This window comes from Synechococcus sp. CCY9201 (assembly GCF_034931105.1).
In the GTDB taxonomy this organism is placed as follows: Bacteria; Cyanobacteriota; Cyanobacteriia; order PCC-6307; family Cyanobiaceae; genus CBW1002.
Genome location: NZ_JAYGIC010000066.1, coordinates 24,821 through 35,596 on the forward strand (window position 1 = coordinate 24,821; position 10,776 = coordinate 35,596).

Genomic DNA, 10,776 nt, shown 5'->3' on the forward strand with positions numbered 1-10,776 from the left:
GGCGACAGGTTCAACCAGCGCTACCCCAGCGCTCCACATCCCCCCTTCCACCATGGATTCCATCACCTCCGCTGCGTCCGTCGTGGCCGCTGGTCTCGCCGTCGGCCTTGGCGCCATCGGCCCCGGTATCGGTCAGGGCACCGCTGCCGGCGGCGCTGTCGAAGGCATCGCTCGTCAGCCTGAAGCTGAAGGCAAGATCCGCGGCACCCTGCTGCTTTCCCTGGCCTTCATGGAAGCTCTCACCATCTACGGCCTCGTGGTGGCCCTGGTGCTGCTGTTCGCCAACCCCTTCGCCGGCTGATCGGAACTGGATGTGATCCGAGGTCCCTGGAACCGATGGTTTCCTGGGCCTCGTCCGCATCGTTGTCCGTTCGCTCCGCGTTCTCCCTCCGGTTTTTCTCCGGACGTCCGCTCGCCACTCCCGCCCCATGACCAGCTGGCTTCTGCTTGCCGAAGCAGGTGCACCCGAAGGAGGTCTGTTCGACCTCGACGCCACTCTGCCGCTGATGGCAGTGCAGATTGTCGTCCTCACCTTCATTCTCAATGCCCTGTTTTTCCGCCCGGTCGGTCGGGTCGTGGAAGAGCGAGAGGATTACATCAGTACCAGTCGTGCCGAGGCCAAGCTGAAGCTGGCCCAGGTGGAGCGTCTGGAGACTGAATTGAAGGAGCAGCTCAAGGAGGCCCGTCTCCACACCCAGAAGCTGATCCTCGACGCTGAACAGGAATCCGATCGCCTCTATCGCGACGCCCTGGCCACTGCGACGGCCGAAGCCAACGCATCGCGCGAACAGGCGCGTCGTGAGATTGATTCCCAGCGGGAATCGGCCATGACACAGCTTCAGGGAGATGCCGACCAACTCGGTGATCTGATCGTCGAACGTCTGCTGGCTGCCACCAAATGAATCTTCCCCTTCCCCTGGTGATGGCTTCGGAGGGAGGCTTCGGCCTCAACTTCAACATCTTCGAATCCAACATCATCAACCTGGCGATCGTGATCGCCTGCCTCTGGAAGTTCCTCCCCAGCTTCCTCGGTGGCATCCTTGAGCGCCGTCGGGCCCTCATCCTTTCTGATCTCAAGGACGCAGAGGAGCGCCTGGCCAAGGCCACGGCCTCGCTTGCCACGGCCCAGCAGGATCTTGGTCAGGCCCAGAAGAAGGCCGATCAGATCCGCGCTGAAGGCAAGGAGCGTGCCCAGTCGATCCGCCTCGAGATCGAGAAGCGCACCATCGAGGACATGGCGCGGATCAAGCAGAGCTCCAGCAATGATCTCGAGTCCGAAGCGGCCAGGGTCACCACCCTGCTGCGACGCCAGGCCGCCCAGCTGGCCATTGACAAGGCCCTCTCAAGCCTTCCTGGCAAGCTCGATGACCAGGCCCAGGCCCGTTTCATCGAGCAGGCCATCCAATCGATGGGTAACGCCTGATGCCGCTGCTCAACTCCATCACCACGCCCTACGCCGAAGCCTTCCTGCAGGTGGCGGAAGCCCACAACGAAACGGAACAGGTTGTGGACCAGGCCCGTCAGATCCTGGCGCTCTGGAATGAATCCGATGATCTGCGCCAGGCGTTGACCTCGCCGGTCATCGAGATCGAAGCCAAGAAGGGTGCCCTCCAGGCTCTGTTCGCGGAGCAGGTGACGCCCACCTTTCTGAATCTTCTCAAGCTGTTGGCTGATCGCCAGCGCATCGAAGTTCTGGATGCAGTGCTGGAGCGTCTGCTCGACCTCTACCGCCAGCAGAACGGGATCGCCCTGGCGACGGTCACCTCGGCCACCACGTTGGCTGCCGAGCAGCTGGCCCAGATCACCAGCAGGATCAAAACCGTGGCGGCCACCGAGCAGGTTGAGGTCGTCCAGAAGGTCGATCCCGCTCTGATCGGCGGCTTCACCGTCAGTGTCGGTTCGCAGGTGATCGACGCCAGCCTGTCCGGACAGGTTCGTCGCCTCGGTCTGGCCCTGGCCAAGGTGAGCTAGCTCCCCCCGTTTCTCCTTCCGCCTTTTTCCCCTCGTGTCCCCTGCCGGGGATTTCCACCCATGGTTTCCATCCGCCCCGACGAGATCAGCGCGATCCTCAAGCAGCAGATCGAGGACTACGACAAATCCGTCTCGGTCAGCAACGTCGGAACCGTTCTGCAGGTTGGTGACGGGATTTCCCGCGTCTACGGCCTCCAACAGGTGATGGCCGGCGAGTTGGTGGAATTTGAGGACGGCACCGAAGGCATTGCCCTCAATCTGGAGGACGACAATGTCGGCGTTGTGCTGATGGGCGAGGGGCTCGGCATCCGCGAAGGCAGCACGGTGAAGGCCACCGGCAAGATCGCCGCAGTACCCGTCGGCGAGGCGATGCTGGGTCGGGTGGTGAACTCCCTGGGTCAGCCCATCGACGGCAAGGGTGAGATCGCCACCACCGAGACCTGTCTGATCGAATCGATGGCGCCTGGGATCATCCAGCGCAAGTCGGTGCATGAGCCCATGCAGACCGGCATCACAGCCATCGATGCCATGATCCCGATCGGTCGTGGCCAGCGTGAGCTGATCATCGGCGACCGTCAGACCGGCAAGACGGCGATCGGCATTGACACGATCATCAACCAGAAGGGTCAGGACGTCGTCTGCGTCTATGTGGCGATCGGCCAGAAGGCCGCCTCCGTCGCCAACGTGGTTGAGGTGTTGCGCGAGAAGGGCGCCCTGGATTACACCATCGTGGTAGCGGCCAGCGCCTCTGAAGCAGCCGCTCTTCAGTACCTGGCTCCCTACACCGGCGCGGCCCTGGCCGAGTCGTTCATGTACAAGGGCAAGGCCACCCTGGTGATCTATGACGACCTCACCAAGCAGGCCCAGGCCTATCGCCAAATGTCGCTGCTGCTGCGTCGTCCCCCCGGTCGTGAGGCTTATCCCGGCGACGTCTTCTACTGCCACAGCCGTCTGCTGGAGCGCGCCGCCAAGCTGAGTGATGCCATGGGCAAGGGCAGCATGACCGCCCTGCCGATCATCGAGACCCAGGCCGGCGATGTGTCTGCCTACATCCCAACCAACGTGATCTCGATCACGGATGGTCAGGTGTTCCTCAGCTCCGACCTGTTCAACTCCGGTCTGCGGCCCGCCATCAATGTGGGCATCTCCGTGAGCCGGGTGGGTGGAGCCGCCCAGACCAAGGCCATCAAGAAGATCGCCGGCACCCTGAAGCTGGAGCTGGCTCAGTTCGACGAACTGGCTGCCTTCTCCCAGTTCGCCTCGGATCTCGACGCCGCCACCCAGAAGCAACTGGCTCGCGGTAAGCGGCTGCGCGAGATCCTCAAGCAACCCCAGTTCAGCCCCCTGATCCTGGCTGAACAGGTCGCGGTGGTCTACGCCGGCGTCAAGGGTCTGATCGACGAGGTTCCGGTGGAATCGGTGGTCCAGTTCTGCCGTGAGCTGCGCGAGTATCTCAAGACCAACAAGCCCGAGTACATCTCCAAGATCCAGACCGAGAAGCAGCTCAGCGACGAAGCTGAAGCCATGCTCAAGGATGCGATCACCGAGGTCAAATCGTCCATGCTCGCCACCGTCTGAGGAGGGCGTACTGATGGCTAATCTCAAGGAAATCCGCGACCGCATCAGTTCGGTCAAGAACACGCGCAAGATCACCGAGGCCATGCGTCTCGTGGCGGCCGCCAAAGTGCGGCGTGCCCAGGAGCAGGTGTTGCGTAGCCGTCCGTTTGCTGATCGCCTGGCACGGGTGCTGGAGAATCTTCAGTCGCGCATGCGCTTCGAGGATGCTGATTCGCCCCTGCTCGAATCCCGCGATCTGCGTACGATCACGCTGTTGTCTGTGACGGGTGACCGTGGTCTCTGCGGTGGCTACAACGCCAACATCATCAAACGCACCGAGCAACGCTTCGCTGAGCTCAAGCAGCAGGGTTACAGCGTGGATCTGGTGCTGATCGGCCGTAAGGCGATCACCTACTTCCAGAACCGCAGCTACCCGATCCGGGCCACCTTCACCGGTCTCGAGCAGGTTCCCAACGCCAGCGAAGCCGGTGGTATCGCAACTGAAGTACTGGCTGAGTTTCTCTCTGCCAGTACCGACAGGGTCGAGATCATCTTCACCAAGTTCATCAACCTGGTCAGTTCCAAGCCCGTGGTGCAGACTCTGTTGCCACTGGATCCCCAGGGAATCGCCACCCCCGAGGACGAGATCTTCCGTCTCACCACCCGCGAGGGTCGCCTGACCGTGGCTGTGGATGCCGGCGGTGTTGCCAACGATCAGCCCGAGATCCCCTCGGACATCGTCTTCGACCAGAGCCCGGAGCAGTTGCTCAATGCCCTGCTGCCTCTGTATCTGGAGAATCAGTTGCTCCGCTCCCTGCAGGAGGCGGCGGCGTCTGAGCTGGCCAGCCGGATGACGGCCATGAACAACGCCAGCGACAACGCCAAGGCCCTCGCCAAGAGCCTGACGCTGGATTACAACAAAGCCCGCCAGGCGGCGATCACCCAGGAGATCCTCGAGGTGGTCGGTGGCTCTGTGGCGATGGCCTGATCTGTTGACGGCCAGATCAGTTGCCTTCTGAGCGGAGATCTTCTCTCGGCTCGTTGGCACCTGCAGGCCCGCATTCGTTGTCCCGCAACTGCTGTTCAGATGGCCGTTTCCGAATCTCGGGAACGGCTTTTTGAGCGATGTTTTTGTGCCCGGAGGCTTTCTGTGCCCGTCTGTTTGCAGTCCGAACGTGGGGCTTGGCAGGATCCGGGCGTGTGCGACAGGTCTCGCTGATGAGGGAGCACGGTGGTGTGGCTTCAGGATCTGGCCCTCATGCTGGATCCCCACAACATGGGGCGACCCCACTGGGAGGCCTGGAGATCCAAGCCCTCTTCCCCACGGCGCTCGGTCAGGTGCAGCGAGCGGTCGATCCGCTCGACACGGCTCTGCAGATTCAGGCGATCTGTGAGCTGCGCGGTGAGTCTGCCTCCAACCCCGATCCCGGCTGCGCCTGGACCGGAGACCTCAATGGGGTGTGGCAGTTGCACCGCCACCCGGTCTTTGCGCCGCTGGTGGCGGAGATCGCAGCCCATGCCCAGACCTATCTCGGCGCCCTGGGCTTCTGCGATTCCGCGGTGGCGCTGCATCTGCAGCGCTGTTGGCCGGTGGTGAGCGAGACCGGGCAGGTGGTGGGCCGCCATCACCATCCCAATGCACACCTCAGTGCTGTGTATTACCTCAATGGCGATGGCAGTGGCCGGCATGGCTGTCTGCGTCTCTTCCCGGTCCGCCAGGTGAACGAGTTGGTGCCCGGCCTGGCGGTGGGCCATGGCGGCCCGATCGGCGTCGCCTCTCCCTTCAATGCGGCCTGGCTGGATGTGGCGCCGCGAGCCGGTCTGCTGCTGCTGTTCCCCTCCTGCCTGGATCACGCCGTGCTGGAGAACCACGAGCCCGACGATCACCGCCTTTCGATCAGTCTTGATTTTGTGCTCACCGCACCGCCCGCCGCGCCTAGCTCCAGGCCGCCGGAGTACCTGGCGCCCCATCCCAGCCAGTGGCAGGCCATCGGGGAAGATGGGCTGCGCGCCTGACCGTCCGATCCCGCTCGTGTCCGATTCCTCCAGCTTCAGCGTCACCGCCGAGATCGACGGCACGCGACACAGTTTTCCGTGCCGATCCGACCAGACCGTGCTGGCCGCGGCTGAAGCAGCGGGCGTGCCCTTGCCCAGTTCCTGCTGTTCGGGGGTGTGCACCACCTGTGCAGCCCTGCTCCGCAGCGGCCGTGTGCACCAGCCCGATGCCATGGGGGTGAAGATGGAGCTGCAGGAGCAGGGCTATGCCCTGTTGTGTGTGTCATTCCCCCGCAGTGACCTCGATCTGCTCGCCGGCCAGGAAGATGCGCTCTACGAGCTTCAGTTCGGTCAGTTTCAGAAGTGAGTGCTGCGCCCATGCGCCTCGAGCCACTGGAGTTGTGGCTGAAGCCCGCGCCCGGTGCTCTGCTGCCACAGATCCGGGCCGCCCTGGCCGACCAACCCGGCGGCGCCGAGCCCCTGCGCTGGGCGATCACGGCGGTGGATCCTGATCGGGGGCTGAGGGTCGAAGGGGTTTGGCTGTTGAGCACCAAACCGCCGTGTTGAGCGGCTGTGCGGCGCCGCCGCTGCCCACCCTTCTGGTGATCCCCACCGGCGTGGGCTGTGCCGTGGGCGGCTACGCGGGCGATGGCCTGCCGGCGGCCCGGCTGCTCGCCGCCGCCAGTGGCTGCCTGATCACCCATCCCAACGTGATGAACGCGGCGGCGCTCTACTGGAGCGATCCACGGCTGCACTACGTGGAGGGCTGGAGCCTGAATCGCTTCGCTGCCGGTGAGCTGGCCCTGGCGCCGGTCCCGTCGCGGCGGGTGGGTCTGCTGCTGGATGCCGGCATCGAGGAGCCCCTGCGTCAGCGCCATCTGCAGGCGGCCGATGCCTGCCGCGCCAGCCTTGGCCTGGCGATCGGCCCGGTGCGCACCACCGAGGCACCGCTGCACGTGAGCCTGTCGCTTGGCCCCAGTGGTGCCAGCTGGGGCAGCCTGGTGCGCCCGGATCTGCTGCTGCGGGCGGGAGAGCAGCTGGTGGCGGCCGGGGCCACGGCGATCGCCGTGGTGGCCCGTTTCACCGATGAGCCCGAGAGTGAGGCCCTGGCGGCCTACCGCCAGGGGGCGGGGGTCGACGGGCTGGCCGGTGCCGAGGCCGTGATCAGCCATCTGCTCAGTCGTCATCTGGGTTGCCCCTGCGCCCACGCTCCGGCCCTGGCGCCGCTGCCGCTCGATCCCAGCCTTGATCCGCGGGCCGCGGCGGAGGAGCTGGGCCACACCTTCCTGCCCTGCGTTCTGGTGGGCCTGAGCCGGGCCCCCGATCTGGTGAGCGAACCGGCTGCCTCCAGGGCGGCCGGCCTGATCCGCTCCGGAGACATCGGTGCCGTGGTGGCGCCGGCGGCGGCCCTGGGGGGAGAGGCCGTGCTGGCCTGCGCGGAGCGGGGAGTGCCGCTGATCGCCGTGCGCGGCAATCCCTGTGTGCTGGCGGTCGACGGGGCGGCGCTGGGCCTTGAGGTGCTGGAGGTGACGACCTACGCCGAAGCGGCTGGTCTGGTGCTGGCTCTGCGGGAGGGGATCGACCCTGCCAGCCTGCGCCGGCCCCTGGGGCGCCTCGCTTGAACGGAGCTCAGCGCAGACAGGCCATCGGGTGGCGCGGCGACACCCCCAGGGCCTTGGCCACTCCCGGATGGCAGACGGCCCCATTGACGGTGTTCAGACCCGAGAGCAGCTCGGGCCGGTCGGTGACCGCCTCGGCCAGCCCGCGGCCCGCCATCACCAGGATGTAGGGCAGGGTGACACTCACCAGGGCTTCGGTGGAGGTGAAAGGCACCGCGCCGGGCATGTTGCCCACGGCGTAGTGCTGCACGCCATGGATCGTCACCACCGGTTCGGTGTGGGTGGTCTCGCGGCTGGTGGCAATGCAGCCCCCCTGATCGATCGCCACGTCCACGATCACCGAGCCGGCCTTCATGCGCTGGACCAGGTCTTCCTCCACCAGGGTGGGGGCCCGGCCGCCGGGGGTGAGCACGGCGCCGATCAGCAGGTCCGCCCCCGGCACCAACCGCTCAATCAGGCCGCGGCTGCTCACCAGGCTCACCAGGCGGCCCTTGCGGTCGGCCTCCAGCCGGCGCAGGCGCTGGGGCGAGTGATCCAGCAGGAACACCTCCGCATCCATCGCCGCCGCCAGCCGTGCCGCATGCCAGCCCACCGTTCCGGCCCCCAGCACCACCACCCGCGCCGGCCGCACGCCGGTACAGCCGCCGATCAGCACGCCGCGGCCACCGTGGGGCTTTTCCAGCAGATGGGCGCCCACCTGGGCGGCGATGCGCCCGGCGATCTCGCTCATGGGCGCCAGCAGCGGCAGGCTGCCGTCTTCGAGCTGCACGGTTTCGTAGGCCACCGCGGTGGTACCGGCCTCCAGCAGGGCCTCGCCCACCTCGGGATAGGCGGCCAGATGGAGGTAGGTGAACAGCACCAGGTCGCTGCGCAGATAGCGAAACTCCTCCGGTTGCGGTTCTTTCACCTTCACCACCAGATGGGCGCCCCAGGCGTCCTCGCAGCTCACCAGAAGGGCCCCGGCCGCGGCGTAGTCATCGTCGGCGATGCCGGCGCCGAGCCCGGCGCCCTCCTGCACCCGCACCTCCATGCCCTGGCCCACCAGCTCGCGCACCCCATCAGGACTGAGCGCCACCCGCTGCTCGTCCTGCTTGATTTCCGTAGGCACGCCGATGCTGGCCATCGGGGCCGTCAGGCCGGGTGCTGTCATGGACCACTGCAGGGCTTGCACCAGATTGGCGGGGCCGGGGCGGAACTGCCACGCATTCGTGACGGGATCAGCGTGCGGCGATCGGCATCCGCCAACCGCTGCCGAAGGCCCGAGCGCTCACTTTCAGCAGTGGTGCAGCCTGGCGCCGCTTGAATTCGGCCAGACGCAGCAGCCGATGCACCCGTTCGGCCAGGGCGGCATCGGTGCCGGCAGCGATCAGCTGCTCGGGGGTGCGCAGCTCCTCGATGTAGGCCTTCAGCAGCGGATCGAGCACGGCGTAGTCCGGCAGGGAGTCGCTGTCGCGCTGGTCGGGCCGCAGCTCGGCGCTGGGGGGCTTGTCGCGGATGGCCCTGCCCACCAGCTCGCCGCACTCGGGCAGGCCCAGATCACGGCGGCAGGGGCCTGCGGCGGGGCTGTCCAGCCAGGCGCACAGGGCAAACACGGTGCTTTTGTAGAGATCGCCGATCACGGCCAGGCCGCCGTTCATGTCGCCGTAGAGGGTGCAATAGCCCACCGCCAGTTCGGATTTGTTGCCGGTGGAGAGCAGCAGCCGGCCCTCCTGGTTGGCCAGGGCCATCAGCAGCGTGCCGCGGATGCGGGATTGCAGGTTCTCCGCCGTGATCCCGCGGGGGGCTTCTCCCAGCGCTGGGGTCAGCACCGTGTCGAAGCTGTCCATCAGCGCAGCGATCGGCAGGGTGCTGCTGGGCAGGTGCAGCCGTTCGATCAGGGCTGTGGCGTCGCTGAGGGACCCGGCGGAGCTCCAGGGGGAGGGCATCCGCAGCACCCGCACCTGCTCGGGGCCGAGGGCCGCGGCGGCGATCACTGCCACCAGGGCCGAATCGATGCCGCCGCTCAGGCCCAGCAGCGCCCGCTGGAAGCCGCACTTGCCGGCATAGTCGCGCACCCCCAGCACCAGCACGCGGAAGATCTGCTCCAGCCGCTCGGGCAACGGCGCGATGGCGCTGGCCTGGTCGCGAGCGGCGTCCCAGAAACCGAGGGCTTCACGGGCGCAGGGCAGGCGAGCCACCAGCGTCCCTTCGCCATCCACCACGAAGCTGACGCCGTCGAACACCAGTTCGTCGTTGCCGCCCACCTGGTTCACGTACACCACCGGGCAGCCCAGGCGCCTGGCGGCGCGCGAGGCCAGGGTTTGCCGCAGGGCCACCTTCTCCTGGCCGAAGGGGGAGGCCGAGAGGTTGAGCAACAGATCGAGCCGATGCGGCAGCAGTGCCGCGATCGGATCCGCGCCGGCGAGGCGGTGGCCCTGCAGCTGCTCGTCCACCCAGAGGTCTTCGCAGATCGTCAGCCCAAGGCGCCACGGGCGGCCGCTGCGCACCAGCTCCAGCACGGCGGCGCTGGTGCCGCTGCGGAAATAGCGCTGCTCGTCAAAGACGTCGTAGGTGGGCAGCAGCCGTTTGCGGGCCACGAAGCGCCACTGGCCCGGCTCCACAAGGGCCAGGCTGTTGTAGAGGCCCGGCACCCCGGCATCCTCCACCGGTTCCACCACCCCCACCAGCACCGCCAGCTCCGCGGGCAGTGAGGCGGCGAGTCGGTCGAGCTCTTCGCCCTGGCGCTGCACGAGGCTGGCGCGCAGCAGCAGGTCGCGGGGCGGATAGCCCCAGAGCGAGAGTTCCGGCGTCAGCACCAGTTCGGCGCCAGCGCTCGCCGCCTCCCGGCAGGCCGTCAGGATGCGGGCGCCGTTGCCTCGCAGGTCGCCCACCAGGGGATCGATCTGGGCCAGAGCAAGACGCATCGGCAGCGGGAACGGCGTGAGGGGAAGGGAAGGAGGCGGAAGTGGTCGCAGTCGACTCAAGCTGCTGCATCTGCAGCCCAATCAGGCTGGTGCATCTGCAGCCCGATCAGGCTGCATCAGCCGATTCGGCCTGCCGCAGGACCACCCCCTTGGAAGCCGTACAGATTGTGCTGCAGCAGCAGGGGGTGCAGCTCCGGCGGAACCTGGGCCGGATCGGGGCAGCGGCGCACCGCTGAGCTGGCCGTGGCGGGAATCTCCAGAGGCAGCAGCTCCAGCTCCGCCCCCAGCTCTCGCAGCGCCTGCTGCTGCTCCGCCGTGAGCGGCCAACCCCGGCGCGGGGCGATCGCCAGGCGGCAGCGGCGCAGGATCGCATCGGCGGCTTTCCAGCTGGGGATCTGGGGAGCCAGATCGCTCCCCACCACAAACACCAGTTCGTGCTGGGGCCACTGCCGGGCGGCGCGCTCCAGGGTTTCGATCGTCCAGGGGCTGCTGAGCTCCTGCCGGTGGTGCAGCCGCGGATCGCCGATCGCTGCCACCAGGGCCTCCAGCAGGGCTGCCCGCATGGGCAGCGGGGCCGCATGGTGCTTGAGGGGATTGTCACTGGCCCAGGTCGCCACCTCTGGGTAGAGGGTCAGCAGCCCCTCGAGCAGGGCGCGGTGGCCGAGGGTGGGTGGATCGGCGCTGGTGCCGAACAGGGCAACGGCGGGCATCGGTGGCCGGCTCAGGGCAGC

Annotated in this window: 13 protein-coding genes; 10 read left to right on the forward strand and 3 right to left on the reverse strand. The window is 66.9% G+C overall.

The genetic code is table 11. The annotated features are described in order from the left end of the window. Positions 1-52: 52 nt before the first annotated feature. The 10 genes from atpE to VB716_RS06825 all read left to right on the forward strand — a co-directional run bounded on the left by atpE (position 53) and on the right by VB716_RS06825 (position 7,145). Positions 53-301: an ATP synthase F0 subunit C gene (gene atpE / locus VB716_RS06780; RefSeq protein WP_010315318.1), complete on the forward strand. Its 249-nt coding sequence runs from the start codon at positions 53-55 to the stop codon at positions 299-301. Between the two features lie 127 nt (positions 302-428). Then, positions 429-902: a F0F1 ATP synthase subunit B' gene (locus tag VB716_RS06785; RefSeq protein WP_323270072.1), complete on the forward strand. Its 474-nt coding sequence runs from the start codon at positions 429-431 to the stop codon at positions 900-902. Continuing rightward, a complete protein-coding gene (locus VB716_RS06790) occupies positions 899-1,423 on the forward strand; it encodes a F0F1 ATP synthase subunit B (RefSeq protein ID WP_197170597.1) in 525 nt (174 codons plus the stop codon). Before VB716_RS06785 ends, VB716_RS06790 begins: the two co-directional genes overlap by 4 nt. Then, positions 1,423-1,971, forward strand: a complete 549-nt coding sequence (gene atpH / locus VB716_RS06795; protein ID WP_322758420.1) for an ATP synthase F1 subunit delta — start codon at positions 1,423-1,425, stop codon at positions 1,969-1,971. Before VB716_RS06790 ends, atpH begins: the two co-directional genes overlap by 1 nt. A gap of 60 nt (positions 1,972-2,031) precedes the next feature. Continuing rightward, a complete protein-coding gene (atpA, locus tag VB716_RS06800; protein WP_323270073.1) occupies positions 2,032-3,549 on the forward strand; it encodes a F0F1 ATP synthase subunit alpha in 1,518 nt (505 codons plus the stop codon). Between the two features lie 13 nt (positions 3,550-3,562). Continuing rightward, a complete protein-coding gene (locus tag VB716_RS06805; RefSeq protein WP_197156829.1) occupies positions 3,563-4,516 on the forward strand; it encodes a F0F1 ATP synthase subunit gamma in 954 nt (317 codons plus the stop codon). A gap of 350 nt (positions 4,517-4,866) precedes the next feature. After that, complete coding sequence (locus VB716_RS06810; protein WP_323270074.1) at positions 4,867-5,544, forward strand: putative 2OG-Fe(II) oxygenase; 678 nt, start codon at positions 4,867-4,869, stop codon at positions 5,542-5,544. Next, entirely contained in the window at positions 5,528-5,890 is a 363-nt protein-coding gene (locus VB716_RS06815) for a 2Fe-2S iron-sulfur cluster-binding protein (protein WP_197156826.1), read from the forward strand. Before VB716_RS06810 ends, VB716_RS06815 begins: the two co-directional genes overlap by 17 nt. An 11-nt stretch (positions 5,891-5,901) precedes the next feature. Continuing rightward, entirely contained in the window at positions 5,902-6,090 is a 189-nt protein-coding gene (locus VB716_RS06820; RefSeq protein ID WP_322758421.1) for a hypothetical protein, read from the forward strand. Further along, a complete protein-coding gene (locus VB716_RS06825) occupies positions 6,084-7,145 on the forward strand; it encodes a DUF3326 domain-containing protein (protein ID WP_323270075.1) in 1,062 nt (353 codons plus the stop codon). Before VB716_RS06820 ends, VB716_RS06825 begins: the two co-directional genes overlap by 7 nt. 7 nt (positions 7,146-7,152) lie before the next feature. Here VB716_RS06825 and ald read toward each other — a convergent pair whose 3' ends face one another. The 3 genes from ald to VB716_RS06840 all read right to left on the reverse strand — a co-directional run bounded on the left by ald (position 7,153) and on the right by VB716_RS06840 (position 10,755). Further along, a complete protein-coding gene (gene ald / locus VB716_RS06830) occupies positions 7,153-8,292 on the reverse strand; it encodes an alanine dehydrogenase (RefSeq protein WP_197156822.1) in 1,140 nt (379 codons plus the stop codon). Positions 8,293-8,359: 67 nt separating this feature from the next. After that, complete coding sequence (locus tag VB716_RS06835; protein WP_197156820.1) at positions 8,360-10,045, reverse strand: NAD+ synthase; 1,686 nt, start codon at positions 10,043-10,045, stop codon at positions 8,360-8,362. A 116-nt stretch (positions 10,046-10,161) separates the two neighbouring features. After that, positions 10,162-10,755, reverse strand: a complete 594-nt coding sequence (locus VB716_RS06840) for a nicotinate-nucleotide adenylyltransferase (RefSeq protein ID WP_197156819.1) — start codon at positions 10,753-10,755, stop codon at positions 10,162-10,164. Positions 10,756-10,776 lie beyond the last annotated feature (21 nt).

What these genes read in the sequence shown, in the direction of transcription:
- VB716_RS06815 (WP_197156826.1), top strand. Translation starts at nt 5,528, where the DNA reads ATGGGCTGCGCGCCTGACCGTCCGATCCCGCTCGTGTCCGATTCCTCC.
- VB716_RS06785 (WP_323270072.1), top strand. Translation starts at nt 429, where the DNA reads ATGACCAGCTGGCTTCTGCTTGCCGAAGCAGGTGCACCCGAAGGAGGT.
- atpA (WP_323270073.1), top strand. Translation starts at nt 2,032, where the DNA reads ATGGTTTCCATCCGCCCCGACGAGATCAGCGCGATCCTCAAGCAGCAG.
- VB716_RS06820 (WP_322758421.1), top strand. Translation starts at nt 5,902, where the DNA reads ATGCGCCTCGAGCCACTGGAGTTGTGGCTGAAGCCCGCGCCCGGTGCT.
- VB716_RS06835 (WP_197156820.1), bottom strand. Translation starts at nt 10,045, where the DNA reads ATGCGTCTTGCTCTGGCCCAGATCGATCCCCTGGTGGGCGACCTGCGA.
- VB716_RS06790 (WP_197170597.1), top strand. Translation starts at nt 899, where the DNA reads ATGAATCTTCCCCTTCCCCTGGTGATGGCTTCGGAGGGAGGCTTCGGC.
- atpH (WP_322758420.1), top strand. Translation starts at nt 1,423, where the DNA reads ATGCCGCTGCTCAACTCCATCACCACGCCCTACGCCGAAGCCTTCCTG.
- VB716_RS06840 (WP_197156819.1), bottom strand. Translation starts at nt 10,755, where the DNA reads ATGCCCGCCGTTGCCCTGTTCGGCACCAGCGCCGATCCACCCACCCTC.
- atpE (WP_010315318.1), top strand. Translation starts at nt 53, where the DNA reads ATGGATTCCATCACCTCCGCTGCGTCCGTCGTGGCCGCTGGTCTCGCC.
- ald (WP_197156822.1), bottom strand. Translation starts at nt 8,292, where the DNA reads ATGACAGCACCCGGCCTGACGGCCCCGATGGCCAGCATCGGCGTGCCT.
- VB716_RS06805 (WP_197156829.1), top strand. Translation starts at nt 3,563, where the DNA reads ATGGCTAATCTCAAGGAAATCCGCGACCGCATCAGTTCGGTCAAGAAC.